The following is a 26,893-nucleotide window of genomic DNA, read 5'->3' as shown; positions in this document are numbered from 1 at the left end:
AAAGGTTACTTAAAATATGAACTCTAAACAACAACGTCATTAATTAGGTCTTGTGTCCGTGATCTGTCCTAGTTTCGTCCAAGGAATTTTATGCGCCGCTTATTTTTTGTCTAGGAATCGCACTAGCTTTGCTTGTTATCGAGTATGAACAAAAAGGAGAAATATATGAGTGCAGAAACTCAAATTGAAAACTCCAGTGTCGACAGCAAAGAAAAAGCATCTGCGAGCAAGAAAACAAAAGATAAAGAGACGAAAGAAAAGATCACGAAGAAATCAGTTCTTAAAAAATTAGAAACCGAAACCGCAAAGCTTTTGGAAGCCTTAAAAGCGACGGCCAATAAAAAAGAATTTGGACGAAAGATCCGGGATAGCGAAATCATTCACATTGGATTGACGTTAGTTAAGCCAGAACATCTCGAAGGACTAAAAGAATCAACCTACAGTGAAAAAGACCGCCTTCAAATCGTGTATCTTGAGTACCAAAAAGAACACGGAAAGCTAACGCTCGACCAATTCATCGGAAAACTTCTCAATGGGGAAGTTATTCGAGGGAGTGAGGCTAAATAATGTCTAGAAAAAGTGTAAGACACACGGTGGAAAAGGTTTCTAGAGGCTTGCCTGAACTAAATACTTGCATAACTATTAATGAAAATCGAGGGAGCAGCGCTCTCTCGAAGCTCTTTGAAAACCGTATATGGAAGATAGGGCAGGTGGCGGAGTATACTGGGTACTCAATAGGTACACTTTATAACCTCACCTCGCAGGACTTGATACCTCATCGAAAGAAACGCGGAAAACTATTTTTCAAGCCTCTTGAAATTGAAAACTGGTTTGAAGAAGGAGATATTTGATGAGTAAAGTTTTTGTTAATGTACCGAAGCAACCTGGAATTAGAAAAAATGTAATTTCAGGTCAATATCAAGCGCTCAAGAAAATCGATGGCAAACAGTATGCTGCTAGCTTTCCTACAATACGAGAGGCTCAGCATTGGAGAAATACATTCAACGGTGTTGAAGCAAATGAAGAAATTTCGGAACCTATTGGTTTAAAGAAATCGTCTTCTACTTTAGGACATGTCTGGGAAAGATTCGTGGCACTTCACTTTTCCTCCATTCAAATTTCTACTCAGCGGATCTGGACACGCAGATTTATGTTTTGGAAACCGCTGTTTAATTTGCATATGGAAGATATAACTCCGACGGTAATCAACGAGTTTATTGATGAGCAAAAGCAGGTATTTTTGTCTGAAGAATATAAGGCTCGTGGGGAAGGGTGCAGTGGAAGATGTAACCTGGACAACGAGATCAATATTTTCAACACAGTGTTTAATTGGTATAAGCGCGAAGAGGAGTTTGCGACAGAGTCTAAATTTTTGTTTACGCCGATACGTCCGCGACACAAAAAAATGGGCTACATCAAAGATAGTCCAAATAAACCTGAGAACAAAAAGATAACTGTTGAAGCTGCCTTTAAATTTTTTCAGGCGTTCACAAATCAGCTATATGCCGATCTTGCGGTGACACAGTTTTTTTGTGCTGGCCGGATTGGAGAAATAGCTGGGATCCAGATTCCCAACATTTATTTGGAGGAGGATTACTTAATTATCAAAGAATCAATTTCTTGGTGTAACGATAACAAGATGTTTGAGTATTTGAATCCTTACCCAAAGAATGGTGAGTCGCGAAGAGTACATCTGCATCCAATCCTCAAAGAGGTAATTGTTCGAAGGCTTAGAGAGAGAGCTCCGAGATGTGATTTTCTTTTTCATGTCGAAGGTAAACCTTTAAATTACTGCACGATCCAGGCGAACTATCGGCAGGCGCAGAGAATTTCTGGGATTCCTTTTAGGGGTACTCACTGTTTGCGTCATGGAATGGCGACCTTGGCTAGGAGAGTTGGTGGTGGGCTTGATGCCGTGATTGCCATGACAGGTCACAAAGATCTAGCGCTGGCAGATCACTATTCAAAGATTGACGGAGAAGATCAAAAGAAGACTTCCGAGAAGATTGTTGCTCACATTAGAAAGCTTGGATTTCTTGAATCCAGGACGAAGGCTCAAATCGCGGCTTTTGAGAAGAGTCCCCTGAAACTAGTGAAATAATTTTTGCTAAAATAGGGTGATAGAGGGTGATATAAGAAAAAGCTGATAGAATTAGCCTTTATATCCCCTGTAATTATAAGGAGTTAAGAAGTTTATGCCGGAACTTCCCGAGGTAGAGGTCGTCCGTCGTGGCCTTGAAGATATTTTGAAAGATCAACCGACGCTCAAAAAAGTAGAGTTGAAGCGGCCGGATTTGCGCGAACCCATTCCTGCTAAAAAAATCAGCACACTCGTCGGGGAAAAACTTCTTTCTGTTGAAAGACGGGCGAAGTATCTGCTTTTGTGGACAAAAAAAGGAGCGATGCTCTCTCATCTGGGGATGACGGGGACGTGGCGGGTCGCGCCTCCCGGTGACGAACGTTTGCATGATCATATTTATCTGCATTTTTCTGGCGGACTTCGTTTGGCCTACCGCGATCCGCGCCGTTTTGGTTATTTTGACTTCGTTCAAAATCCTCTGGAACACCCGAAATTAAAGGCGTTGGGGCCAGAACCCTTGAGTTCTGAATTCACGGGTAAAGAACTTTGGGAAAGTCTGCGTGGAAAAGAAGTTGCTATAAAAATAGCCATCATGGATCAGAAAATCGTGGTCGGCGTCGGCAATATCTATGCAAGTGAGGCCCTTTTTGCTGCCGGAATTAAGCCGACATTGCCATCACATAAGTTGACGCGTGAACGGGCCGACGTTTTAGCCAAAGAGATTAAAAAAATTTTAACTCGATCCATTGAGCATGGTGGCTCGTCGATCAGTGATTTCGCTCAAGCCTCGGGTGAGAGTGGATATTTCCAGACAACTTTTCGGGTTTACGATAGAGCGGGAGAAGAATGTGTGACTTGTGGGCAACAGGTGAAATCAAAAGTTTTGGGCGGACGAAATACCTTCTGGTGTTCGCGTTGCCAAAAATAATTTTAAAAATTCGTTTGTCAAGAGGCCGCAATTTTGTGTAACTTGGTCCTTAGTCGAGTTTTGAAAACAAAAAATGCGTTAAGCATTAATTTATTAAATGAAGGGACAACAACAATGAAAGCTATCGTTATCGCGGCTTTGCTAGCACTTTCTTTCACAACTGGTTTCACTTGCTCTAAAAACCAACCTGCTGAGCAAGCACCTGCTACAACTGAAACTGCACCTGCAACTACTACTGAAGCAGCTCCAGCTGAAGGTACTCCTGCAGCTACTACTGAAGCAGCTCCTGCAACTACAGAAGCAGCTCCTGCAGCACCTGCTGGCGAAACTAAGTAATTAGATCCGAAAAGGACTAATGAACTTAAGTTCAGTAACGAAAGCCCTCGCAAGAGGGCTTTTTGTTTTTTAGGCGAACGTCATTTGCCGAATGAAAAGGACTCTTCCTCACGTTCTTTCTTATATATAGACGTGGATCCGAAATTCTTGCACATGCTCACATTAAAGAGTCTAATTATGGGTGTATTTGATAAAGGAGATACATCGTGGATTCTTTCAACTCTTTATATGGGTATTTTTTAGAGAGCTGCACATGGGCCTGGGTACTTGGTTCCATCGTCCTCTTGTTGTTTGTCGGTTTCTTCAGCAGCCCACTGATCGTGTGGACAATTGCTGTTGCAGCGATTCTTTTTGGATTCGGTGCGCCGATGTGGTTGTGGATCGTATTCGCAGTTCTTGCAGTGATCTTCAACATTGCGCCTCTTCGCGCGGCGCTTGTAACGTCAGGTGTATTCGCGATCTTCAAGAAGTTTGAATTCTTGCCAAAAATCTCTGACACAGAAAAAGCGGCGTTGGACGCCGGTGTTGTGTGGATTGAAAAAGATCTTTTCTCTGGAAAACCAAATTTCACAAACTTGATGAATGAAGTTTATCCAAATCTGACTCCAGAAGAAAAAGCGTTCATGGACGGTCCGGTAGAAACTCTGTGCTCAATGATTGATCACTGGGATATCTATAAGACAAAAGAAATTCCTGAGGACATCTGGAATTACATCAGAAAAGAAAAATTCTTGGGAATGATCGTTCCTAAAGAATACGGTGGTCTTGGCTTCTCAGCGCTTTGCCACTCTGAAGTGATCATGAAAATTTCCTCTCGCTCTTTGGCGGTTGCGATTCAAGTGATGGTGCCAAACTCTTTGGGTCCGGCAGAGCTTCTTGCTCACTATGGAACAGACTCTCAGAAAAAACATTGGTTGCCACGTCTTGCTGACGGAACTGAGATTCCATGTTTTGGTTTGACAGAACCAACAGCAGGTTCTGATGCCGGTTCAATCACTTCTTCCGGGGTTCTTTTCAAAGACACAGACGGAAAAATCAAAATCAAGTTGAATTGGAATAAACGTTGGATCACATTGGCGGCGATTTCGTCTGTGATCGGTTTGGCCTTCCGTCTTCGTGACCCAGAAAATCTTTTGGGTAAAGGCGAGGATCTTGGAATTACTTGTGCGTTGATCCCTTCAAAGACTCCAGGCGTTGTTTTGGGTCGTCGTCACGATCCATTGAACACTCCTTTCTACAACTGTCCAACACAAGGTAAAGATGTTGTCGTTGACGCTGAAGAAGCGATCGTCGGTGGTATTGCCGGTGCAGGTCGTGGTTGGATGATGTTGATGGAGTGTTTGGCGGCAGGTCGCGGTATCTCTTTGCCAGCTCAGGCAACAGGTGGTGCAAAACTCATCACACGCGTGACTTCAGCTCATGCGGTTGTTCGTCGTCAGTTCGGTGTTTCAATCGGTAAGTTTGAAGGTGTTGAAGAACCATTGGCTCGTATCGGTGCTTCAACATACACATTAGAGGCTATGAGAAAATATTGCTTGGGTGCTCTTGATAAAGGCATCAAACCAGGCGTTATCACAGCGATGCAAAAATACTACGCAACAGAGATGGGCCGTAAAGGCATCAACGATGCTATGGACATCATGGGTGGTGCGGGTATCTCTATGGGACCTCGTAATTTGTTGGCAGAGATCTACATCGCAACTCCAATCGGTATTACTGTTGAAGGTGCGAACATCATGACTCGTACTTTGATCATCTTCGGTCAAGGGGCGCTTCGTTCTCATCCATTTGCGTACTCTGAAGTGAAAGCTTACGAAGCCAATGATACGAAAGCCTTCGATAAGGCGTTCTTCGGTCACATTGGTCACATCGTTCGTAACACATGCCGTGCGATCTTGCTTTCATGCTCTCGCGGTTACTTGGCAGCCACTCCGGATTGTCATCCGCAAATGAAAATCTACTTCCGTCGTTTGTCTTGGACTTCAGCGACTTTCGCACTTCTTTCTGACGTGGCGATGGGTGTACTGGGTGGTTCATTGAAAATGAGAGAAAAAATCACAGGTCGTTTTGCCGATATCTTGGCAAATATGTACATTGCGACTTCAATCCTTCGTCGTTTCGAAGCCGAAGGTCGTAAAGAAGAAGATCTTCCATTTGTTCACTACAGCTTGAAAAACTCGATGGCTGAAATCCAAAAAGGTTTCGACGGTATTTTCGATAACTTGAAAATCCCAGGTCTTCGTTGGTTCTTCAAAGGTTGGATCGGTGCTTGGTCTCGTATTAACTCTGTGGGTTCACAAGCTTCAGACGGTTGGTCACACGCAATTGCTTCAGCAATGATGCAAGAAGGTGGTATCCGTGAACGTTTGAGCGAAGGCATCTACGTTCCTAAAGATCGCAATCAACAATTGGGTCGTTTAGAGCATGCGTTTTCTGTGTCACTAAGAGCAGAAGCGGCTGAAAAGAAAATCAAAAAAGCGATCCGCGACGGCGTTCTTCCTAAAAAGAAAACAAATCTTTTGTTGGATGAAGCTCGCAGCAAAAACATCATCACTGAAGACGAGTTGAAACTTGTTCAAGAGGCCGATGCTGTCCGCTACGACGCGATCCTGGTAGATGACTTCTCTGAAGAGCAATACCACGCAAACAAAGTTCTCTAAGAGGTACGCCGTACCTTTTTGAATTGCACTGCACAAGAAAGGGCGCTGATGAACTCGGCGCCCTTTTTGTTTTTTCTGCGGATAAAGAACACTTTGGCGGTATTTTGTTCTTTCTTTTGCCCCCAAAGAAGAGTAGCTACTGGGATATAAAGGGGCCTTTATGAAAAAGCTCGTCCTTTGTTTCCTAATGCTAGCGTTCTCGTTTCAAGTCGAAGCTTCTTCCGGCAGTCGTTTTAAGAAAGTTCTTATTATTGTCCTGGAAAATACAGATTATGCAGACGCTTTAAAACAGCCTTTCTTGCAAAAGCTGGCTCGTCGGGGGGCTCTGCTCACACAGATGAATGGAGTCACTCATCCTTCGCAAGGGAACTATATTGCGCTATTGGGTGGGGATACCATGCAGGTGGTTAACGACAATCCTGTAAACATCAAAGGCACAAACCTTGTCGATCTTCTTGAGGTTCGTGGTTACACTTGGAAGGGTTATATTGAGGATTATCCTGGGAATTGTTTTACGGGGCCGACAAAGGGGCGTTATGCTCGTAAGCACAATCCTTTTATCAGTTTCATCGATATTGCGCAGAACCCTTCACGCTGCGCTAATATCGTCGATACAAAGACTTTCGAAAAAGACGCAGCAGCGGGGGCTTTACCATCATTCGCCCTTTATGCTCCGAACTTAGATGATGACGGCCATGACACAGGAATTGGATTTGCTTCCAATTGGTTGCAGAAAAATTTTGAGAGCAAGTTTTCAGATCCTCAATTCATGAAAGAGCTTTTGGTCATCATTACTTTTGATGAATCAAAAACTCGCAGTGGAAATCTGATCTATACAGCACTCTTAGGTGATTCTGTAGTTCCGGGTTCTTCAACAAATCAAACACTCACGCACATCGATTTAATGCGCATGATTGAAGACGAATTCCAGTTGGGAACTCTGGGCCGTAAAGACAATGCAGCTCAAGGTCCCGAAGGAATTTGGAAGTAACATAATCGTTGGAAGGGGAGTTAGCCTTTAACTCCCACATAAACATCAACGATGGCATTGTTCGGATCTTGCGCTTTTTCTCCATAGACTTCGAAATCTGTTTTGAAAAGACGTTGGCCTTTAAGTTCCGCCCAGATCTGCGCCCATGTTTCTGGAACGACAACGTAGGGAAGTCCTTTTTTTGTGACGTATTTCTTATAAGAGCCAGCCAGGATTTTTTTTCCGACAAGACCTTGTGGAACTGAATCCAGATTGGCTACTTTGTAGCCGAGAAAATAATCGTACCTACCAGTTTCATCGCTTTCGTAATTAGAATAAATGGCGAAAATATCGTGGCTTTCAGTCTGAGGAACTTTTCCTTTAAGATCTTCTTTAAAGATTCTTTCCCACATTTTCGCGATCTGCCCTTGGCCTGGAGCGCTTGTCATTTCTGTTTTGTTGTCTGTTCTGGTTTCAAAGCCAACAAGGTAGAATTCTTTTTCTGTCACGAGCATAAAGTTTCCTTTAAAAAAATCTTAAATCGGGCGACGGCGAGATTTAGAAGCTAGGATCTTTTTAATCAATCCGTCATCGTCTTCGTCGAAAACATCGCCAATGATCTCTTCAAAAATATCTTCCATCGTCACAAGACCCACATATTTCGTCTGTTCATAAATCACGGCCATGTGAGATTTTTGTTCCTGCATTTTTAAAAGAATCTTAAAGAGCGGTTCAAATGATTTGAACTTTAAAATCGGACGGATCAGAGTCTGCCATTCCGTCGTTTCTCTGAGGGCTAAGAACTCTTTCGTATTTATGATACCAATGACTTCTTGATCCTCCAGAACCGGGAGGCGAGTATGACGAGAATTAAGAACAATCGTTTCAACGTCATCGTGGGAATCATCCTTACGAATGTAAATGACATCTTTCCATGGAAGCATGATCTCGCGCGCGACTTTTTTATCGGCACTCACAAGATTCACGACATATTGTTTCGTCTGTTGCGGCAAATCTTCAATCGCAATGTCTTGGTGATCATGCGCAAAGTTTTTCTGTGAGCCTAAAGTCACAAGTTTTACTAAGATATTGGTCGACTTCTCAAGAATCGTCACAGCAGGAGAAAGAATTTTTTCTCCTAAATAAAGACCTTGAGAAGTCCACAGTGCAATCGCCAGAGGATTTCGTAAGGCGATTGTTTTAGGTAAGAGTTCTCCGACGACGACACTTAAGTAAGAGATCGGCAAAACTACTGCCGCAATGGAAATAGCTTCCGCGGTTTGCTCGGAAACTTTAAAGAATTCCATAAAGAAAGGACTTAAAGCTTCTTCAGCTCCCGCACCACCGACGGCGGCAGCAATAGCGCCAACCAGGGTGATGCCGATCTGAATTACAGAAAGAGTTCTTTCAGGATTTTCTTTAAGCTTTAAAAGAACGCGCGCATTTCTATTGGTCGGCGCAAGACGTTTGAGTTGCTGTCTGCTAACAGTCACAAAAGCCATCTCGGAACCGGAAAGAAGCATGTTTATAAATAGACAAAGAAGGACAACGAGAATTTCGGTCATGGTGTCTCCTTAAGCAGGAGACTGCATAAGCGTTTCGGGTAAGGGTCAGGATCCATAGTCCGACTAAGATAACAAAACGGGGTTTAAAAACAAAGGATCACTGCATCTTACTAAGACGCGCAGTGCGTTATATAAATCTAGGACAATCTCATTGCTTTTTATGGCACCGCTCGGCAAAAGAGGGCTTCCTATAAACCTGCGAGGCTCTATGAAAATCTTCGTTCTGCTTTTGGCGCTTCTTTCTTCCAATACTGTGTTTGCATCTTGGGAGGAAGATTTTGAACTGATTAAAAATGTTCCTCGCAGTTACGAAGACTCCGGATCTATCTGCGAAGAAGTTGCGCGCGTGCAAGTGCAACGTGAATTTCCAGCGCCTCAGTATAACGTGATTGTTGGAATTGCATACGGCGACGCTTCTCATGTGATCGGGGAGTTGGACGTTGTGATTTTTGATAACAATATCCAAAAAGTCGTGAAGATCGGTGAAGTGAAATGTTGGAAAGACTTGCCGGGCGGACTTGAGAAAGCTCATGAACAAAGAGCCAGATTTCTTAAAACAGTTCGTTCAAACAAAGCGACACGTTTCTTTAATACATCGACAAAAGAAATCTACTCGCCAGAACAGTTTCAGTTTGTGAACGAGTTTTTCTCTATCGCGCAAAAAGGTTCTGTCGCTCAGGGATTTGATAGAGAGTTAGAGTACACTCTTCTGGAAATGAAAAATCACCGTTATGAAATGATTCGCTGTCAGCATGACGGCAAGTGCGCTCGTCCCTAATATCCGATATGGAATCGGGGGCCTCCGGCATCCTATCCGGAAGCCCCTCGTGCGCGTTCCTAAGTTTCCTTAGATCGAACGCAAAATAAAATTAAATGATCGCATCATAGAGCTGAACGCCTGGCGTTTGTTGATAAAGCCCATGTAGGTGAAGTGACGAACCAGTGGCAGTTCTAATTCTTCTTCTGAGTGACCTGTGTAAATCACCACGGGAATGGCTTTTCGAACCTTGTGAATTTTCTTTTCTGTCAAAAGGCGATCCATTAATAACAATGTATCGCGACCACCCATCTGTGGCATCTGCCAATCTAAAATCACCAAATCAAACTGTCTGTTGACGAGCAATGGAATGGCGTCTTGGCCGTCAAAGGCCATTGTTACGTCGCATTTGTAGTGATCAAGGATGTGAGACATAAGCTTAACGGAATCTAAGCTATCATCAATCACCAACACGCGCGGAGTGTGTTGCCTTTCTAGTGCTGTTTCGATCACCATGAGGTATCTCCCTTTTAAAAACTTACCTCCTTATTTGATCTGAAGTAGATCGGAGAATCTTCTAAAAGAGCGACCATGAAGGGATTTTAATAAAAGGTCTGCTGAGATACAGAAAGGACTCGCGTTTATTACGCGAGTTCCTTCCTAGTTTGTTCTGTAACAACAGTTTCGCGCACAATGACCACTTTGATTTGGCCAGGGTAGTTGCACTCTTCTTCGATGCGTGCAGCAATTTTTTTAGACAGATCTAAAGCTTGCGTGTCGTCGACTTTCTTGCCATTTACAAGAACACGGCACTCGCGTCCGCCACTCAAAACGAAACAGTCCGTTACGCCTTGGAAGCTGCGAGCAATGTCTTGAAGCTCAGAAACTTTTTGATTGTAAGATTCAATCGTCGAGCGACGTGCCCCCGGACGAGCTCCTGAAACCGCATCAGCTGCGATCACAAGAAACGCATGATCTGTTGAAGGCTGTTCATCAAAGTGATGGGCTTTTACAGCGTGCACCACGTCAGGCGCTTCACCGCGGGCCGCGATAAAGTCAGCACCAATCACGGCGTGTCCACCTTCCATCACGTGGTCCATGGATTTACCAATGTCATGAAGCATACCCACGCGACGTGCTTTTTTGATGTCCAAACCCAGTTCTGCCGCCATCAATCCCGCGAGCCAACCGACTTCACCACAGTGGAAGTATTGATTTTGCGTGAAAGAGTAACGATAGCGAAGGGAACCCATCATTTGACGGATCTCCGCATTCAAACCTTCAAGCTTTAATTCTTTCGCTAAAGCATCCCCGTCGTGTTTGATGTTTTTAAAGAGTTCTTTTTTCTGATTTTCAGCAATTTTTTTGATGAAATCAGGATTGATGTTTTTCTTCTCTTTAAAAATTCTTTCAAGCGTTCTGCGAGTCAGCTCACGGCGAACCGGATCGAATCCCGCAACGCCCACCATGTCCATGCCTTCTTCGACGATGATATCGCAACCACAGGCCTCTTGAACGGCTTTAATGTTGTTGCCATTGGCATCAACGAAAAGTTTGCGGATGTGATTGTCTGGAAAATTCACAGCGCCAATACCGCGTTCAGCGCAGTAAGGACGGGCAAAGCGATCAATCACAAGACTTAAGATTTTTTTCGCACGCGCTTCTGCGTGTTCCTTTAAGTCCTCTTCAGACTCTTGAATGAACTTAGCGGCTCTGCGACGAGCATCTTCTTCCATTTGCGTTTTCAGTTGATTTTTAAATTCTTCCGAAGAAGTTCCCAAACGCTCTGTCAGTTTTTGCACAAGATCATTGTTTAAATTTTTCTGTGCATCTTTCAATTTGTTCAGTTCTGCTTCCTGCACGCGCAAAGCTTGCTCTTGAGCTTTCACTTCTGCTTCACGGTCTTGCAGTTTTTTCTTTTCCTCGTGAACGATAGAATCGGCTTTGGATTTTTTTTCGTTGGCGACTTCTTGCAGCTCTTCAATGCGGCCTTCAACCTTAAGCATCTCAGGTTCAACCTTGGTCCACATTTCCATTTCAATTTCTTGAACGCGTTCTTTTTCCTCAAGAGCTTTCAGCTCGGCCGCTTCTTTGGCTTCTCCAACAATGTCTTGAGCTTCGTCACGTGCATGGCGCAAGGTGCGCGCATTCAGAAATTTGTGCAAGGCCAAGCCCACGCCACAACCGGCGATCAATCCAACAAAGGCTATAGCAATCATTGCAATCATAGTGTTACTCCTAACCCTCTTAGTCTACTGTTCCTTGCGCTTCAACGCAAATGATCCCCGGTTTTGAGCTTCTCTTTACTTCTGGCGTTATGGATTGTAGCGTAAGAAGAGAACTAGTTTGAGGAGACTTTTATGGGGCATATGGAATGTCGTACGAAATGGACCGGGGATATGGGATTTGAATCTCATATTCGCACTCATAAATTCACTATGGACGCTAAAACGGAAGTCGGTGGTAAGGACCAAGGGCCAACTCCCAAAGAACTTCTTTTGGCCAGCATCTGCGGTTGCACGGGAATGGACGTCGCTTCTATTTTGAAAAAAATGAGAGTGAACCTTTTATCCTGCGACGTGAATGCACAGGCTCACACCACGCATGGCTATCCTTCTATTTTTGAAGAAGTAAAATTGCAGTATCACATCGAGGGCTCGGATATTAAGCCCGAACAAGCAATGAAGGCCGTCACCTTGTCGATGACAAAGTACTGCGGTGTGAGCGCGATGGTTTCAAAGGCTTCACCGATGAGATACGAAGTGATCTTAAACGGAAGTAAAATCGGGGAAGGAAAAGCAGACTTCGAGGGTGTTAAAGAGTGATCTCCGTACAAATTCCTTTTTCAGAATTGGATTTTACCTATGCGCGCTCGCGAGGACCGGGCGGGCAGAACGTGAATCGAACTAATTCCGCAGCGATTCTGCGTTGGAATTTATGGCAATCGCAATCCATAAACCAGGATCTTAAGGAACGCCTTGCGATCAAACTTCAAGGAAAGCTCACTGTCGACGGAGATTTAATCATTCGCAGTGAAGTCCACAGAGACCAGGATCAAAACCGATCTGAATGCATTCGTAAACTTCAAGAAATGCTGAACAAGGCTCTTTTTGTTCCTAAAAAACGGGTGGCGACAAAACCGACAAAGAGTTCGCAAAGAAAAAGAGTGGACACCAAAAAGCGCCACTCTGAAATCAAATCTTTAAGACAAAAAGTCCGTAATTAAACGACAGGTTCACCGATGTGGGCCGTATCTGCTTCTGCTTTTGTGGGCGCACTTTCAATCGCGTGAATACGACGAGAAAGATAAATCGCTACAAATGTGAAAACGACCGCGATGTATCCAACGACATTGTAGTTATCAAGGTGACCGTTAGGACCTGTCGTGATGATAAGTCCTGCGATATAACTAGAGACCGCCGCGGCCATCTGTTGCACGCAACTCACAATGCTCATAAAACTTCCGCGATTTTGCGGCAAAGAAGTTCCTGATACCAACGCAGTTGCAGGAATCATACGTCCTCCGGAAGACACAAAGAAGAAAGCGCAAATCGCCAGGGTCAACCATAGCGGCGTTTGTCCCATGTGTGTGATCACCCAGTAAGGAAGAATCGTAATCAAAGCGCCCCACAGGAAGATCTTGTGTTTACCAAAACGATCGGCAAGGCGGCCAATGAAAGGGGAGCTAAAGATCGTACAAAGTCCGCCAGCCATGTACATGAGTGGCAATTGTTGCTCTGTCATTCCCACGTTCGCCACAAGGGAAGGGGAAAGAAACGGAATAATCGCGAAGTGACCGAACATCACTGCCGCCATAAAGAACAAAGCGCGACGCTGATTTTGATTGTGAATAATCCGAGTCAAAACGCGGTGAATAGGTTCTTTCTCGCGCTTTTCCAGCAAGTGAACGCGCATTTCGGGAACGTACTTCCAGATCACAAAACACAAAAACAACGAAAGCACGCCTAAGAATGTGAACGGTGCGTGCCACGAAAATTCATTGGCAAGAAAAAGACTGAAGGGGACGCCAAGGATGGAAGCCATCGAGAAGGAAGTCATAATAACTCCCATGGCACTTCCACGGCGTTCATAAGAAATCGCATCACTCACGATCGACAAAACTAGAGAGCTTAAAACTCCACCGAAAATTCCCGTCAAACCACGGGCTGTTAAAAGAAGTTCGTAGTTAGGGGAAAGAGCACACGCAATCGTGCCGATGGCGAATCCGAAAAAGAAAAAGAGCAGGCTTGTTTTACGATCAAACTTATCAACAAAGAAGGAAGCTAAAAAGCCACTGATCGAAGCGCTGAATGTATACGATGACACAAGGAGTCCGAATTGATGAGGAGTGATCGCAAACATACGCATCAACTGAGGTCCCAGCGGCATCATGATCATAAAATCCACGATAGAGCTGAACTGAATCGTAGCGAGAATTCCAAGGAGAATTTTTTCTTGTTTAGAAAACACGGTGGGGGTCCTTTTTGTTGACGACTTTCAAACTAACCGATAATCCATTTCTATGGCAACAATTTGGAAGTTTACAAAATTTGTTTTGGTTTTGCTCGTCATTGTCGGTCTTTCTTGGGTCGTTTTGGCGAACTACAGTGTTATTTTCTCTAAAACCGTCGTGGGTGAAATCACAGGCGTGGAGCGTGTTGAAATCCCTGTGGCATTAATGGCACGTAGCGATGGAGATATCACTTCAAAAGTGTTCTCTTTTGCAATTGGCATTAAAGATCAAAAAACAGGCGAAATCTATACGGCGTCTTCAGAAGATCGTCAGTGGGCCGTAGCGCAAAAAGGTCAGTGTGCTGAAGCGGTTTTCCTTCCGTATCCACCTTGGCAATTCACGAAAAAGGACACTTACTTCGGTGCACGCTTGGTGCGTTTGTTTGAGTGTGCGAAGTAATCGGAATCTTATAACCAAATGTTAGAGATTCTTCTTCTTTTGACGGCAGTGGGTGCAGGCTTTCTAGGAGCTCTTTTAGGGCTCGGAGGCGGTATCATTATCGTCCCTGTCTTAACACTTTTTTATCACGTCAATATTCGTTATGCGATTGCCGCTAGTTTAATTTCTATTGTCGCCACATCTTCGGGCGCAGCGGCGAGCTATCTTAAAGACTCTTTAACAAATCTGCGTCTGGCCGTTTTTCTCGAAATCGGCACAGTGACGGGAGCTGTTGTTGGTTTTTTAATCGCTTCATTTATTAAAGCGCAGTTTTTGTTTTTGCTCTTCGGTGTGTTTTTATTTTTCTCGGCGATCATGATGCTCAGAAAACGTGAAGAACACCTCACGGGAGAAAATCATCCCTGGGCAACGGCTTTAAAACTCGACGGTTCATATCCTGAAAGCAACGAGCGTTGGGTGAACTACAAAGTTCAGCAAGTGCCGCTGGGATTGTTTGCGATGTTTGGTGCCGGCGTTCTTTCCGCTCTGCTTGGTATTGGCAGCGGTATTTTCAAAGTTCTTGCGATGGATGGAGCAATGAAACTCCCTATTAAAGTTTCTTCAGCGACTTCCAATTTTATGATCGGTGTGACCGCTTCGGCCAGTGCGGGAGCTTATCTTTTGCGTGGAGACATTCAGCCGCAAATTGCAGCTCCCGTGGCTGTCGGAATTATCATTGGCTCTTTCTTCGGTGCCAAAGCCATGGTGCGAATTCCAGCAAAACGCATTCGTCAGATCTTCGTTGTCGTTTTAAGCATCGTCTCCATTCAGATGATTATTAAGGGGCTTCAATGAGTAAAGAAAACTCAGCACCCTTGTCTCTCCACCAACTTGAAATTCGCATCAGTCAATTTTTGCGTGGTGGGGTTCTTTTTGCCGGAGCATTGCTTTTTGTAGGCTGGGTTTGGATGCTTATTAATAGCGGCGACGTTTTAAGCACCTTTAACGAGTATCATCCACAATCGCTTTCAGAAAGTATTCAATGGGCGCTTATTATGAACGACCGCGCTCTTTTGATGTCTTTCTTTGGATTGGTCGTCCTTGTGACGTTGCCAGTGATACGCGTTTTGATGACAGGAATTCTTTTTATCAGACAAAAAGATTATCGCCTGGCGATCATGGCCTTTGCGGTTTTCTTTGTTTTGGTCGCAAGTTTTACTTTGGGAATTGATCTTTAAAAAAGTTTATTGGCCAGATACAGCGGCAATAAAATGTAAATCGTGATGTCGCGAACTAGATAATACACAAAAAACACCGCAAAAACCTTCCATCCGTAACGACGGAGAACGCCCTTGATACCGCCTTCGCGAAAAACCTGTTTGGCTTCGCGAATTACTTTCGGCGTCCAGCGTTCTAAGAATTTAGGTTTCGGTGATGACTGATCCATAAAAAACTAATGGCCCCTTACCTAGTGCTACCTTTCCTTTATAAGGGCTTCGGTTAAGGGGTCAAGGAAATGAGACAGGTCTGTCTGCCTCGGCTTTATTACACTCTATATGTTGCGATTAGTCAAAATAAGAGGTCTTCATCTAAAAGTGCTAGTCCATCTCTGGGCCCGAGTCCTACTATTAAACAATGAACATGAAAAATCTCAAATACACAGCGTTTATCAATCTCTATGGTCTTCTTAAAATTCCTCTTGTTCTTTTTATCAGTCCACGTGTTGTCGAAGCAGGGGAAAAGCGTTTTATTTTGAAGGTACCACTTTCTTATCGCACGAAAAACCATCTGAACTCGATGTACTTTGGAGCTTTGGGAATTGGTGCTGAATTATCGATTGCGGCGGCGGCTGTGATGGCAATTTCAGAAAGTAAGCAAAAAATCGATTTCGTGTTTAAAGATTTTTCGGGTCAGTATTTAAAACGCGGCGACGGTGACGTGCATTTTATCTGCGACGAAGTTGAAGCGGTGAAAGCTTTGATTGATGAAGCGAAAACAAATCCGGCACGTATTGAAAGAAAATTTAAAGGTTACGCAATTGTTCCAAAAACAAGTGAGACTGAGCCCATAATGACTTATGAGCTCACACTCTCCGTGCGCAATCGTTCACTCAAGTCCTAAGTGAGAAATATTTTTCACGCTCTCGTCGTATTCGGCGATGAGCTTTTGATAAATCTCACGCACTGTTAGGATCTCTTCCACCAAACCCACGGACTGGCCAGCACTCCAAACTGTTTTCCAAGTGGGTTTGACTGCCGCTTCTTCTAAAGACTTCATGCCCATTAAATGAATCAATGGCGTCATGTATTTTTTTGTGAGCTTATGGTCTTTTAAAATCTTAATTGCCCAAGGCAGATCCGTTCCCAGTTTTTGCACGTAAGGAGTATTGATGACGGCCGCTGGAGTTCCCGACACTCGTGTTGTCATCACAATATCTTCCGGCGTTGATTGCACAATCGCATCTTTGTAAGCCTGATCGACTTGTGCTTCACGACTGGCGATAAAACGAGTTCCAACGCTCACGCCAGAAGCTCCTAGCGCCAAGCAGGCAGAAATCATCGAGCCGTGCGCGATACCGCCAGCGGCGATAATAGGAATCTGCAGGCGTGTTTTAAGCCAAGGAATTAAAACCAACGGTGATATAGGACCCGCATGTCCACCAGCTCCGGTGCCAACGGCAATCACACCATCAGCACCCATATCTTGAACCTTCAAAGCATGTTCAAGATTCGTCACATCGCAAATAACTTTCGCGCCATTTTTATGAGCCTCTTCAATCACTTTCTTAGGGCTTCCCAACGAAGTGATAAAAAGATCTACGCCGTTATCAAGAGCGATCTTTAAATCTTGCTCCTGGCGGGTATTGCTTTTGTTAACGATGATATTTACACCGACAGGTTTTTTCGTACGCTTTTTAATCTCTTTTAAAGCTTCGGCATACTTTTCGATGGGACGATAATTGAGCGCTGGAAATGTTCCAATCCCGCCGCTTTCACTGGCTTCAACCACGATGTCGGTGTTGCTCACCAAGAACATAGGGGCTGCGATAATCGGGAAATCCACTTTCATCAAATCTGAAAAGGGCGTATTAATTTTCTTGAGCATGTTTATAGACCTCGATTTTTTGCGAGTGATAAATTCCCGCATGTCCTGAGAAAATATAACTCATAACGCACGCTAAGGCTGCGTAAATGGCGGAACCTGTCCCAAATAATTCCATTGCCATCAAAAGACACGCAAGAGGTGTATTCGCTGCTCCCGCAAAAACAGCGACAAATCCCATTCCCGCTAAAAGACCTGTAGGCAGAGGTAAAATCCACGCCAGGGCATTCCCTAATGTTGCGCCAATAAAAAACAACGGCGTGACTTCGCCGCCTTTAAATCCAGAACTTAAAGTGACGACGGTGAAGATGATTTTAAAAAGAAAATCATAAGCCGGAACAGGCCCCTGAAAGCTTTCGACAATAACGGGAATACCCAATCCCAAATAGCGATCAGATTGTAAAAGCGCGGCTCCTAAAATCACAGCCACACCACCGATAAAAGCGCGCACCAGTGGAGACGCAAAAGTTTGTTTTAAAAGATGTGTGAGTCGGTGATTGCTCCAAGAAAAAGCATAAGCACAGAGACCGAAACAGATTCCCGCTACGAGGGACCACAAAACAGTCAGAACAGAAATTTCAGGAACTTGCGCAATAGAATACACCGTGTGATGCACGCCCCATTGTAAACACACGCGATCAGCAACAATCGCCGCAATAAAGCAGGGGAGAATGGCTTGATAGCGAAGGCGCCCAATATCTAACACTTCAAGACCAAACACAGCGCCCGCCAGCGGAGTGCCGAAGACAGAAGAAAACCCGGCAGAAATACCCGCCATCAAAAGTGTTTTTCTTTTTTCAGCATCAAAGCGGAAAAGCAATGTTAGCTGATCTGCCAACGTTCCGCCCATTTGCACGGCGGTTCCTTCGCGTCCGGCGGAGCCACCAAAAAGATGAGTGATTAAAGTTCCCAATAAAACAAAAGGCGCCATACGCAGAGGAACAACTTTTTTAGGATTGTGAATTTCGTCAATGAGAAGATTATTTCCTGCATCCGTATTTTTGCCATAGCGTGAATATAAAAACGCGATTAAGACACCGGCCCACGGAAGTAGATAAAGAAGCCAAGGGTTTTCAATTCGTGTGTGCGTGACGAAATCAAGAGCCAGTAAAAAACCAGCGGAGGCAGAACCAGCAAGAAAGCCAACTAAGGCGGCAATAAAAATCCAAAGAAGAACATCGGGAAGAAGGCGCAGAGGAATTTTAAAAAGTTTTGCTGAATTCAAAAAAAAGACCCTCCTCGATAAGAATACGAGGAGGGGCGTTGGAGGCAAGTGAATTCTTACGGATTCAGATAGCGTCTAATAAGAAGGAAAACTTCTTTTTTGATCGCGTCTTCTCTTTCAGGTCCTTGAGGGCCTAGAAGAGCCAGTTGCAAGATGTTGTTAAAGCAACTGACGATAAATAGAGCCATCATTTCACGATCGCGTCCTGGGATTGGCGGCATGTGTGCGAGCACCGCTTTTTGATAGTGCTCAAAGAACACGCGTCTTGTGTCCCAGTAGTCGAGCATGCCTTGCACTCCTTGCAGTGCCGTTCTTAGAGGACGGTTGTCATGAAAGCGAGTGAATCCAATATCAATGAAGGCATGAACTTTAGAGTCCAAGTCTGTCGCTTGGAGTTTTGCCAGGTTTTCTTCGATATAGGCCAAGTCCTTCTGCAAAAGATCATCGATCACTGCAGCGACAATAGCTTCTTTATTTGCGAAGAATTGATAAAGAGATCCGATACTCACGCCGGCCATTTCGGCAATCTTATCTGTCGTAATAGCGTGATACGGCTCTTGCACTAATAAACGTGCGCAGGATTCCACAATGCTTGCCACCGTTTCTTTGGAACGTTTTTGCACCGGGATTTTCAGCATGTAGCGTTTTTCGGGATTTGTGTGAGTTACTGGAGCAGCACCCATAATTTCCTCCTTTCGAGGCTTATAAACTTTGCTCGTGTTCATATTCGGTCTTTAGGGGGCAATATTCAATACTGGTTGCCAAAGTATTATTCTATAATACCGAAGTCCCTCAGGAGAATACACTTTTACAGAATCTTAACAAAATTTACGAACCATCGTCTTATTTTGGTTCTGTGAGGCCAAAAACTAGAAACATTACTCTATAGCAATCAAAAAGCTGTATAAATCAGAAGAAAAACTTGTGTTGAACTTAAATTTTAAACTCTTTCATAAATGATTCTCCGCTCACGTCATTGTTTTTTGAATTAGTTTTTAAACTCGGAAGGCCTCATAGTAGGCATTTTCGGGGTATTTTGTGCGAAAAAGTCGATTCACATTGACCTCGTCCGCCGCGGCGCAAACATCATATTTTTTCGATGACCTCACATTTTAAAATGGCCTCAGTAAGCCAAAAAATAAGATAGCAATCATGATCCAGATCATCGACATGATGCTTCTCTTGTCCCAAAATTAAAAGTACAGGAGGCGTCATGTCTGTGCTCGAAGTGGATAAACAGTTCCCCAACCTCGGCTCAAAGTTAGGTCTTTGTGTAAAAGACCTTGATAAGCGTGTGCTCTATCAAAATGAAAATTGTGTAAAGACTTGTGGGCTCATGACGGGTCAGGTGTGTGGCAAGACGTGCATGCGTCTTTACCATCAAATTGAAGAGTGTGCCGCTGTCTCTGAAGGCATGAAGCTCTTTAAGGCTACAGAGATCGAAGGCCATAAGGTTGATGCCCTGATCGTTAACGACGGTAACAGCATTACAACGATTCTTTATCCATTGGATGAAGACCAGGATAAATTCAAAAAACAAGAAATCTTTTTCCAAGAGCGGGGTCTCACAAAAAGCGAAGTTCGCATCATGCAGATGGTGATGCAGGGAATGACCAACGCCGCGATTGCAGAGAAGCTTTTTATTTCCAAAGCCACTTTGAAAACTCATTTGAATAACATTTATAAAAAGCTGCCTGCTTCTATGCGCCCATCTCAGGTGAGGGGCTAGGTTTCTCCGTGGTCTGGTCCTTATCGTAAAAGTGACGGGTCAAAACATAGACAGGGCAAGGGGCTTTGCGTACGACGTTGCGGGTGTAGCTTCCCAAAAGAGCTGCGCTCATAGGTCCGCTTTGCGCCTCCATGACTACTAAATCCGCCTCGTGATTTGCGATGGAATCAAGCACAAGTTCATCGACGCCTTTAAAGCTGCTATCAATAAAGAAAGAAGCCGTGACGCCTTCTTTTTGAGCCCAGTCGACCCATTGTTGGGCACGACGGGATTGGCTTTCAATCTGGCTTTCGACGATCTGATCCAAGGTCATCATCTTGCCTTTGTAGTTGTATACCCGCGGACTTGTATCTAAATCAAAAAGACTTTCAATAGGACGAGCGATTGCGTGAAGAAGAAGAACTTCGGCTTTAAGCATTTTGGCGAGATTTAAAACATGTCGGAAGTTGTCTTTAGAATGTTCACCAAACTCAGTGGGAAATAAAATATTTTTCGAGGTTTTTGTTTTGGTAGCGTGATTTCCGACCACGCAAACCGGCACTTCGGATTGCAGCAAAAGACTTTCAGCAAAACTTCCTAAAATAAATCTTTGAAATCCTTCGCGACCGTGACTGCCGACAATAATCAAGTCGGCTTTGCTCTTCACGGCATAATTTGAAAGGGTTTCCGCTGCGCCAGCATGGGATTGAGAGGCGTGCGGAATCACTTTGGCTTCTCGTAAGAACGGCAAGTTGTAATCCGAGAGCACTTCCCTAAAAAGGGATTCCGCCGTTCTTGAGTGGTCCGTAACCCAGGCAGGGACTTCGTAGGTGGGAAGTACGATTTCATTTTCACGTAACAAGTAAAGGGGCTCGATATCGGCGTTCGTGATCTCATAAAGATGAGTCACGTAATCTGCCATTTTCTGGTTCAGCTCTTTGTTATCCTCGAATGCATCAATAGCCCAGATAATTCTCATAGAACCTCCCACAGGCTTAATTTTGCTCTTAAGGAGGTTCGGAAAAAAGACCCTCTTTGAGAGTCTTGTCGGGATACAAGAAAGATTGCAACAAAACTGTTATTTGAAAAGATATTCTTGAGATTCTTTGATGTAGCTTAAACCTCTTAAGTACATTTCTTCGCCATTTTCTGGACAAGGAAGCTGATAGTGGAAAGCCATATCGTTTTTCCAGCGAAAGCAGCGCTTGTTATTAAAATCGCGAATATTAAAGACCACAGCCCACGGTCCTTCAAACCACACGGATTGCCCTAGATGAAAAATGCTAGCGCCTTCAGAGAAGTCAGCAGGGCGCAAAAGAGAGCGTCCCAAGAATGTCGGCGCTTCGTTCCCTGTGAGGTCTGCCAGCGTCGCACCGACATCATTTTGTGTGTAAGCGCCTTCAAGCAGTTTTTCTGTAAAAGGAGGTTTGGTTTTTTTATCCGGATTCACTGAGTGATATTTCATTAAAAATGGAATGGAGTAGTGCTCAAAAATTCCATTCGCAGAAAAGCTCGTGTGATCTGAAAGAAGAACCAGCACCCAATCTTTTTTCCATTTGCGTTTTTTAAGTCCTTCATAAAAACCACGCAGTTCTTTATCCGCATGATGAGTCACACTTAAGTGTAAAGACGATTGATTCTCTTCTCCAAATGCGGGACGAACACCGTGAGGTAAAGCGAGATCGTGAGTTGTGTTGGTGTTAAGACCAATCAACATGGGCTCTTGCATATGGTCCATGCGGTCGATAGCAAACTTATAAAGGTCTTGATCGAACACGCCCCAAGAGTTTTGTTCGATGTTTTTCCAATCTGGAATTTCGCGTTTTCCGTAAGATTCCTGAAAGCCTGTTTTCAAAACCAAAAGACCCACGCCACTGGTGTATTGGTCAGATCCTTGGAAGAACGCAGAGCTGTAACCTTTTTTCGCTAAGAATTGCGGAAAGCATTTAAAATCTTTGTTTTCAATTTCTGAAAACATAATGCTTTTTCCGGGAGGATTGGGGAGGCTGCAAAGAGTGGCAAAAAGTCCTTCCGTGGTGCGATGCCCTCCGGCTAGCATTAAATCCACGCGCAAAGATTCTTTACGAAGAGAATTAAAGAAAGGCAGAACGTCTTCATCGCCGACTTTTTTATCGACGTAAACTCCGGGCCAGCCTTCTAAAAATACAATCACGATATTGCCATCGAAATTAGCAAACGGCTTTTGAATGCCGCGCAAAGATCTCCAGCGTTCAAAAATTTCCGCACTCTTAATGTGCGCGGGAATTTCGATTTGTTCTTTGGAAGATTTTTTTCCAGAAAGAGCCGCCCAAACAATTCCGTAAGCGCCATTAAGGGCCAGCGTCGCACCTTTGCTGCCTCCGCCAGAGCGATACGCCCACGAAGGATCTTGGGGAATACCCTCAAAGCCTCGGGCAAAAACCACACTGATGATTAAAACAAAGAGCACAGCAAGGCTGCGTTTGATAATTCCAGTGACGGGTTTATAACGGGGAGTAAAAAACTTGGAGGCAAAGGAAGCCCCCAAGAATGCAAAGAGCGCTTGTAGCCAGTATTGCTTTAATAAACCGCTAAGAGAACCCTGAATGGTAAAAAGATTGTAGACTTCATAGGAGATATGACGACCGGACTCTTTGGCGTAAATCGCATCGACAGTGATAAAGACCGTATAACAAAGCAGAAGCAGCCAATTGATCTTTGAAAATGTTTTTTCCGCAAAACCAAACATCACGGAGCTTCCGTAAAGAATCAGATACATGAAGCTAGCAATCGCCAAATCAAAGTGCCAGCCATATAAAAACGGCCCCAGCGTATTATCAAAACTTTCTAGCGCCTGGAAATCCCAAAGATTCAAATACAGTGCAACGATTCCGCGCATGACCATGCCCAGAATCACAAGACGAAGAATATAGCGAGCGGAAGAGATAAAAAATGACATGAGCGCAGAGTATAAGAGAAAAATAAAAAAGCCCACCAGGAAGTGGGCTTTTTTTAAATTCTTGTTAAGAATTTTTTTTAGTTTGGAACGCCCGCAGGATCCGTACCTGGTCCCGCTTGAGAGTGAGCTCCACTTTGTTGAAGCTTCTCTTCAGCTTTTTCCACTTCAAGGATGTACTTCTTCGTGGCAGCAGGAAGTTCGTGCCACATTTTGATAGAAAGCCACAATCCCAAGAAAGCAAATGGCAACAAGAACAAAGGCCAATAGTGCCAGTCTTTGTGTGAAAGGTAACCGATCGCAATCGATTGAATACCTGAACCCAAGTACACGCAACCATCCACGATACCAGACGCTGTTGCCGTCATCTTCTTACCACCGAAATCGGCGGCCGCTGTTCCTGACATCAAAGAGTGAACGCCGATAACAGCGAACGTCAACATCACAGCCGCAGCACCCAAAACAGTTGGGTTCTTCATCAAAGAGAAGATCATGATGATTAAAAGAATAATCATGAAAGCATTGTTAAGAGCCGCTGGAGGGCCACGACGAGATTGGAAAACGCGGTCAGAGATAATTCCTGCGGCGAATCCACCAAAGATCCCCGTTAAGCAAAGCAAAAGACCCCAGTTTTGAATAAAGAATTGAGAGCCATCATAGAATGAAGGATTCACGTCTTTCATTTCTTTCGCGAAAACCAGATACCACTGCATGATACCGTTACGCAAAACACCTGAAGTGAAATCCACAAGAGCGATTGTGATCATCACAGGATTTGTGAAGATCTTTTTAAGCATGAAGCCGATAGAGATTTTCAAGTTCTCATCGTTCTCGCTCGGAGCGGAAGAAGCATCGGCTGTATCGAAGTCATCGAAGTTCGCTTCTTTTGGAGAGTCCTTCAAAAGAACCATGTCAACCAACGCCCAGCAGATCAAAAGAAACGCAGGAATTGTAAATACCAACCAAGTGGCATTTGTCGTGCCGGTGTCGATAGCGAAGATGTGTTGAATGAAGTTTTGGAAAGCCGTTCTTTCGCCTTCAATGTGAAGTTGAGAAGCATCAACAATCGCCTGACCCCAGTCGAATGCGAAGTAAACCCCGAATGAAATCAAAGTTCCAAAGATCGCGCCGAAGACACCGCGCTCACGAACGTGGAACCAGTAGGCTTTGACTTTGATAATGGAAACCGCACCGTAACTTTGGAAGAACATGTTCAGCGCAAACAAAACAGAGAACGCAAGAACCATGTTCGTTTTTAGACGGCCCATGAGGTAAAGGTAAGTCACTCCGCCCATCAAAAGATTCATCACTGCGGCACCCAGAGCAGCGATGATGATCCCTTTTTTACCACCGATCTTATCGACGATAGGACCATTGAGAAGGAACGAGAAACCGTAAGTGATTGTACCGGCTGCGAAGATCAAACCAAATTGTTCTTTGGTCATCATGTCGCCCAAGGCATTTTTAGACACGTTCAAGTTGTAACGGGCCATGTACAAGAAGGCATACGTCATTCCGAGTGGGAACCAGTTAACGAAGCGACGGAACATGAACTTACGAGAATGACCCAAAGGGTTGTTCTTAAAGTACAGGGTGATCACAGCCGCGAGACATAAGCCTACGAGGAAAAGTGCCATGGAGCCTCCAGTAAAAATTTCCGTGAAAGCTAATAGATAAATGAGAAGTTGGCAATCGAAAGAGCCGGAATCTGCCCGAGAGAAGTTTTAGGATTTTGTTAAGACGCCGCAAATCCGCTTCTCAAGTGAATTTCACTCGAAAAACAGCAGTGATACGATGCAAAAAGTTCAAAATTAAGCGCCCAAAATGTGTTTAGAGTGGGGAGTTTTATGCATAAGAAAAACTTATGGAAAGTCTAAATATTATCTGTTTGTGCTTATAGGTCTAGGGCGATATGTTTTGTTTCAGAAGGAGACATCGAAAAAATCCTTCGACCCTCGGTAGGTCCTTGGACCACCTCTCTCACGCAAGAGAGCGCCCCGGTCCCCAAATAAAACGCCGTAATCACGGCTCCTTAAATCCCACCATCACAGCCCACCTAAAAGCCGCACCGAGGCTTGCGCGCGCGAACGACGCAATGCTACCTTTGACGCTATGTCATTCAAATATTTTCCTCTCTACGAAAAGCAAAAAGATAACACTCAGTATAAAAAAATCTCTTCCGATCACGTGAAAGTTGAAAAGTTCGGCGACAAAGAAGTTTTGGTGGTTGCACCGGAAGCTTTAGAGTTGATCGCACAGGAAGCTCTTAGCGATGTGTCGCACCTTTTGCGTGCGAGTCACTTGGAAAAGCTTGAAAGAATTCTCAAAGATCCTGAAGCCTCTCCGAATGATCGTTTCGTCGCCGTTGATCTTTTAAAAAACGCCGTGATCGCAGCGCAAATGGAATTTCCTTCGTGTCAGGATACGGGAACGGCCATCGTCGTCGGTAAAAAAGGTGAGCGAGTTTTCACAGGCTTTGACGACAAAGAATATCTCTCCAAGGGGATTTACAATACCTATCAAAAACGCAATTTGCGTTTTTCACAGATGGCGCCGATTTCTTTCTTTGAAGAAAAAAACACCGGTTCAAATCTGCCAGCCCAAATTGATCTCTACTCAGAGCAAGGTGATGAGTATCATTTCTTGTTCATGGCCAAAGGTGGCGGCAGCGCCAACAAGTCTTATCTCTATCAAAAAACAAAAGCTGTTTTAAATCCGGAGGGATTTGAAAAGTTTGTGCGTGAGACTTTGAATTCTTTAGGAACGGCGGCGTGTCCTCCGTATCACTTAGCGTTCTGTGTCGGCGGAACTTCCGCTGAAGAAACTTTAAAAATCGTAAAATACGCGTCGGCGGGTTATCTCGACGGTCTTCCAACTTCAGGCAGCGAAGGCGGCAGAGCTTATCGCGATCTTGAAATGGAAAAACAAGTTGAAACTTGGGCGCGTGATACGGGCATTGGGGCCCAGTTTGGTGGAAAGTATTTTGTTCACGACGTGCGCGTGATTCGTTTGCCTCGTCATGGTGCGAGCTGTCCGATTGGTGTTGGTGTGAGTTGTTCTGCCGATCGCAATATCAAAGGAAAAATCACTCGTGACGGTATCTTCCTTGAGCAATTGGAACTTCATCCTGAACAGTATCTTCCAAACCATTTGAAAGATGCGAGTGCTGAAGCCATTCAAATTGATTTGAATAAACCCATTCAAGAAACGTTGAAAATTTTGTCGGCACAAAAAGTCGCGACACGCGTGATGCTAAGTGGACCGATGATTGTGGCGCGCGATATTGCGCACGCGAAACTCAAAGAAAAAGTGGATCGCGGTGAAGGCGTTCCTGAATACTTTAAAAATTACGCCGTTTACTATGCGGGTCCCGCAAAAACTCCGAAGGGTTATGCTTCAGGATCTTTTGGTCCGACAACAAGCGAACGCATGGACCCTTACGTGGGAACATTCCAAAGCTTGGGCGGCTCGATGATTATGCTAGGTAAGGGAAACCGCAGCCCGCAAGTCACAGATGCTTGTAAGCAGTACGGTGGATTCTACCTAGGATCAATCGGCGGCCCTGCCGCTCGCTTAGGAAAAGAGTGCATCACGAAAGTGGAAGTTCTCGATTTCCCAGAACTGGGTATGGAATCTGTGTGGAAGATTGAAGTGAAAGACTTTCCGGCCTTTATCATTGTTGATGACAAAGGAAATGATTTCTTTAAGTCCGTCATTCGCAAACTGTAGAAAAAGG

Annotated in this window: 28 protein-coding genes; 16 read left to right on the top strand and 12 right to left on the bottom strand. The window is 44.4% G+C overall.

Annotation, left to right across the window (positions count from 1 at the left end):
- Positions 1-165: 165 nt before the first annotated feature.
- From ACLSSO_RS10100 to ACLSSO_RS10070, 7 genes are all read left to right on the top strand, one after another.
- Positions 166-567, top strand: coding sequence for a hypothetical protein (locus tag ACLSSO_RS10100; protein WP_413942678.1), 402 nt, complete (start codon positions 166-168; stop codon positions 565-567).
- Positions 567-851, top strand: coding sequence for a helix-turn-helix domain-containing protein (locus tag ACLSSO_RS10095; RefSeq protein ID WP_413942677.1), 285 nt, complete (start codon positions 567-569; stop codon positions 849-851). Before ACLSSO_RS10100 ends, ACLSSO_RS10095 begins: the two co-directional genes overlap by 1 nt.
- Entirely contained in the window at positions 851-2,101 is a 1,251-nt protein-coding gene (locus ACLSSO_RS10090; protein ID WP_413942676.1) for a tyrosine-type recombinase/integrase, read from the top strand. Before ACLSSO_RS10095 ends, ACLSSO_RS10090 begins: the two co-directional genes overlap by 1 nt.
- A gap of 94 nt (positions 2,102-2,195) precedes the next feature.
- Positions 2,196-3,008 carry a bifunctional DNA-formamidopyrimidine glycosylase/DNA-(apurinic or apyrimidinic site) lyase gene (mutM, locus tag ACLSSO_RS10085; RefSeq protein WP_413942675.1) on the top strand — a complete coding sequence of 271 codons (813 nt, stop codon included), beginning with the start codon at positions 2,196-2,198 and terminating at the stop codon, positions 3,006-3,008.
- Positions 3,009-3,122: 114 nt separating this feature from the next.
- Complete coding sequence (locus tag ACLSSO_RS10080) at positions 3,123-3,344, top strand: acylneuraminate cytidylyltransferase (RefSeq protein WP_295905850.1); 222 nt, start codon at positions 3,123-3,125, stop codon at positions 3,342-3,344.
- A gap of 206 nt (positions 3,345-3,550) precedes the next feature.
- On the top strand, positions 3,551-6,004 hold the full coding sequence (locus ACLSSO_RS10075; protein WP_413942674.1) for an acyl-CoA dehydrogenase: 2,454 nt from the start codon (positions 3,551-3,553) through the stop codon (positions 6,002-6,004).
- A gap of 160 nt (positions 6,005-6,164) precedes the next feature.
- Positions 6,165-6,995, top strand: a complete 831-nt coding sequence (locus ACLSSO_RS10070) for an alkaline phosphatase family protein (protein ID WP_295905852.1) — start codon at positions 6,165-6,167, stop codon at positions 6,993-6,995.
- A gap of 20 nt (positions 6,996-7,015) precedes the next feature.
- On the opposite strand, the gene ACLSSO_RS10065 is transcribed toward ACLSSO_RS10070, so the two are convergent.
- Positions 7,016-7,489 carry a GyrI-like domain-containing protein gene (locus ACLSSO_RS10065; RefSeq protein WP_413942673.1) on the bottom strand — a complete coding sequence of 158 codons (474 nt, stop codon included), beginning with the start codon at positions 7,487-7,489 and terminating at the stop codon, positions 7,016-7,018.
- Between the two features lie 21 nt (positions 7,490-7,510).
- Complete coding sequence (locus ACLSSO_RS10060) at positions 7,511-8,539, bottom strand: hemolysin family protein (protein WP_295905989.1); 1,029 nt, start codon at positions 8,537-8,539, stop codon at positions 7,511-7,513.
- Between the two features lie 208 nt (positions 8,540-8,747).
- Between ACLSSO_RS10060 and ACLSSO_RS10055 the strand changes: the two genes are divergently transcribed.
- Complete coding sequence (locus ACLSSO_RS10055; protein ID WP_413942672.1) at positions 8,748-9,317, top strand: hypothetical protein; 570 nt, start codon at positions 8,748-8,750, stop codon at positions 9,315-9,317.
- Positions 9,318-9,386: 69 nt separating this feature from the next.
- On the opposite strand, the gene ACLSSO_RS10050 is transcribed toward ACLSSO_RS10055, so the two are convergent.
- Together ACLSSO_RS10050 and ACLSSO_RS10045 are read right to left on the bottom strand one after the other, a co-directional pair.
- Complete coding sequence (locus tag ACLSSO_RS10050; protein ID WP_295905987.1) at positions 9,387-9,812, bottom strand: response regulator; 426 nt, start codon at positions 9,810-9,812, stop codon at positions 9,387-9,389.
- Positions 9,813-9,940: 128 nt separating this feature from the next.
- Complete coding sequence (locus ACLSSO_RS10045) at positions 9,941-11,524, bottom strand: Rnase Y domain-containing protein (protein WP_295905986.1); 1,584 nt, start codon at positions 11,522-11,524, stop codon at positions 9,941-9,943.
- Positions 11,525-11,656: 132 nt separating this feature from the next.
- Here ACLSSO_RS10045 and ACLSSO_RS10040 point away from each other — a divergent pair, with 132 nt between their 5' ends.
- Both ACLSSO_RS10040 and arfB read left to right on the top strand, forming a co-directional pair.
- Positions 11,657-12,121, top strand: coding sequence for an OsmC family protein (locus ACLSSO_RS10040; protein ID WP_295905985.1), 465 nt, complete (start codon positions 11,657-11,659; stop codon positions 12,119-12,121).
- Positions 12,118-12,522, top strand: a complete 405-nt coding sequence (gene arfB / locus ACLSSO_RS10035; protein WP_295905984.1) for an alternative ribosome rescue aminoacyl-tRNA hydrolase ArfB — start codon at positions 12,118-12,120, stop codon at positions 12,520-12,522. Before ACLSSO_RS10040 ends, arfB begins: the two co-directional genes overlap by 4 nt.
- Here the strand turns inward: arfB and ACLSSO_RS10030 are convergent.
- Positions 12,519-13,766: an MFS transporter gene (locus ACLSSO_RS10030; protein ID WP_413942671.1), complete on the bottom strand. Its 1,248-nt coding sequence runs from the start codon at positions 13,764-13,766 to the stop codon at positions 12,519-12,521. The genes arfB and ACLSSO_RS10030 overlap by 4 nt on opposite strands.
- 52 nt (positions 13,767-13,818) lie before the next feature.
- Between ACLSSO_RS10030 and ACLSSO_RS10025 the strand changes: the two genes are divergently transcribed.
- The 3 genes from ACLSSO_RS10025 to ACLSSO_RS10015 are packed head-to-tail and all read left to right on the top strand — an operon-like array spanning position 13,819 to position 15,425.
- Positions 13,819-14,208: a hypothetical protein gene (locus tag ACLSSO_RS10025; protein WP_295905042.1), complete on the top strand. Its 390-nt coding sequence runs from the start codon at positions 13,819-13,821 to the stop codon at positions 14,206-14,208.
- 18 nt (positions 14,209-14,226) lie between these two features.
- Positions 14,227-15,042: a sulfite exporter TauE/SafE family protein gene (locus ACLSSO_RS10020; protein ID WP_413942670.1), complete on the top strand. Its 816-nt coding sequence runs from the start codon at positions 14,227-14,229 to the stop codon at positions 15,040-15,042.
- Positions 15,039-15,425 (top strand): DUF1634 domain-containing protein, encoded by a 387-nt coding sequence (locus ACLSSO_RS10015; RefSeq protein ID WP_413942669.1) that lies wholly within the window; start codon positions 15,039-15,041, stop codon positions 15,423-15,425. The genes ACLSSO_RS10020 and ACLSSO_RS10015 overlap by 4 nt, the downstream gene beginning before the upstream one ends.
- Here ACLSSO_RS10015 and ACLSSO_RS10010 read toward each other — a convergent pair.
- Positions 15,422-15,634, bottom strand: a complete 213-nt coding sequence (locus ACLSSO_RS10010) for a hypothetical protein (protein WP_295905038.1) — start codon at positions 15,632-15,634, stop codon at positions 15,422-15,424. The two genes, ACLSSO_RS10015 and ACLSSO_RS10010, sit on opposite strands and share 4 nt — an antisense overlap.
- Before the next feature lie 194 nt (positions 15,635-15,828).
- On the opposite strand from ACLSSO_RS10010, the gene ACLSSO_RS10005 reads away from it, so the two are divergent.
- A complete protein-coding gene (locus ACLSSO_RS10005; RefSeq protein WP_295905037.1) occupies positions 15,829-16,308 on the top strand; it encodes a DUF4442 domain-containing protein in 480 nt (159 codons plus the stop codon).
- Here the strand turns inward: ACLSSO_RS10005 and ACLSSO_RS10000 are convergent.
- The 3 genes from ACLSSO_RS10000 to ACLSSO_RS09990 are packed head-to-tail and all read right to left on the bottom strand — an operon-like array spanning position 16,294 to position 19,197.
- On the bottom strand, positions 16,294-17,292 hold the full coding sequence (locus ACLSSO_RS10000) for an NAD(P)H-dependent flavin oxidoreductase (RefSeq protein WP_413942668.1): 999 nt from the start codon (positions 17,290-17,292) through the stop codon (positions 16,294-16,296). The genes ACLSSO_RS10005 and ACLSSO_RS10000 overlap by 15 nt on opposite strands.
- Positions 17,276-18,514: a voltage-gated chloride channel family protein gene (locus ACLSSO_RS09995; RefSeq protein ID WP_413942667.1), complete on the bottom strand. Its 1,239-nt coding sequence runs from the start codon at positions 18,512-18,514 to the stop codon at positions 17,276-17,278. The genes ACLSSO_RS10000 and ACLSSO_RS09995 overlap by 17 nt, the downstream gene beginning before the upstream one ends.
- A 56-nt stretch (positions 18,515-18,570) precedes the next feature.
- A complete protein-coding gene (locus ACLSSO_RS09990; protein WP_295905032.1) occupies positions 18,571-19,197 on the bottom strand; it encodes a TetR/AcrR family transcriptional regulator in 627 nt (208 codons plus the stop codon).
- Positions 19,198-19,727: 530 nt separating this feature from the next.
- Between ACLSSO_RS09990 and ACLSSO_RS09985 the strand changes: the two genes are divergently transcribed.
- Positions 19,728-20,243: a helix-turn-helix domain-containing protein gene (locus tag ACLSSO_RS09985; protein ID WP_295905031.1), complete on the top strand. Its 516-nt coding sequence runs from the start codon at positions 19,728-19,730 to the stop codon at positions 20,241-20,243.
- Here ACLSSO_RS09985 and ACLSSO_RS09980 read toward each other — a convergent pair.
- The 3 genes from ACLSSO_RS09980 to ACLSSO_RS09970 all read right to left on the bottom strand — a co-directional run bounded on the left by ACLSSO_RS09980 (position 20,215) and on the right by ACLSSO_RS09970 (position 24,794).
- Positions 20,215-21,201: a universal stress protein gene (locus ACLSSO_RS09980; RefSeq protein ID WP_295905030.1), complete on the bottom strand. Its 987-nt coding sequence runs from the start codon at positions 21,199-21,201 to the stop codon at positions 20,215-20,217. The two genes, ACLSSO_RS09985 and ACLSSO_RS09980, sit on opposite strands and share 29 nt — an antisense overlap.
- A gap of 99 nt (positions 21,202-21,300) precedes the next feature.
- Positions 21,301-23,160: an LTA synthase family protein gene (locus tag ACLSSO_RS09975; RefSeq protein ID WP_295905029.1), complete on the bottom strand. Its 1,860-nt coding sequence runs from the start codon at positions 23,158-23,160 to the stop codon at positions 21,301-21,303.
- Positions 23,161-23,237: 77 nt separating this feature from the next.
- The gene (locus ACLSSO_RS09970; protein WP_413942666.1) at positions 23,238-24,794 is read right to left on the bottom strand and encodes an MFS transporter; all 1,557 of its coding nucleotides are present in this window, start codon (positions 24,792-24,794) and stop codon (positions 23,238-23,240) included.
- Positions 24,795-25,269: 475 nt separating this feature from the next.
- On the opposite strand from ACLSSO_RS09970, the gene ACLSSO_RS09965 reads away from it, so the two are divergent.
- Positions 25,270-26,886, top strand: coding sequence for a fumarate hydratase (locus ACLSSO_RS09965; RefSeq protein WP_295903729.1), 1,617 nt, complete (start codon positions 25,270-25,272; stop codon positions 26,884-26,886).
- Positions 26,887-26,893: the final 7 nt, after the last annotated feature.

This window comes from Bdellovibrio sp. HCB-162, assembly GCF_047344985.1.
Lineage (GTDB): Bacteria > Bdellovibrionota > Bdellovibrionia > Bdellovibrionales > Bdellovibrionaceae > Bdellovibrio.
Note: the sequence above shows the minus strand (reverse complement) of the source record. Positions and strands in the feature narration are given on the sequence as shown.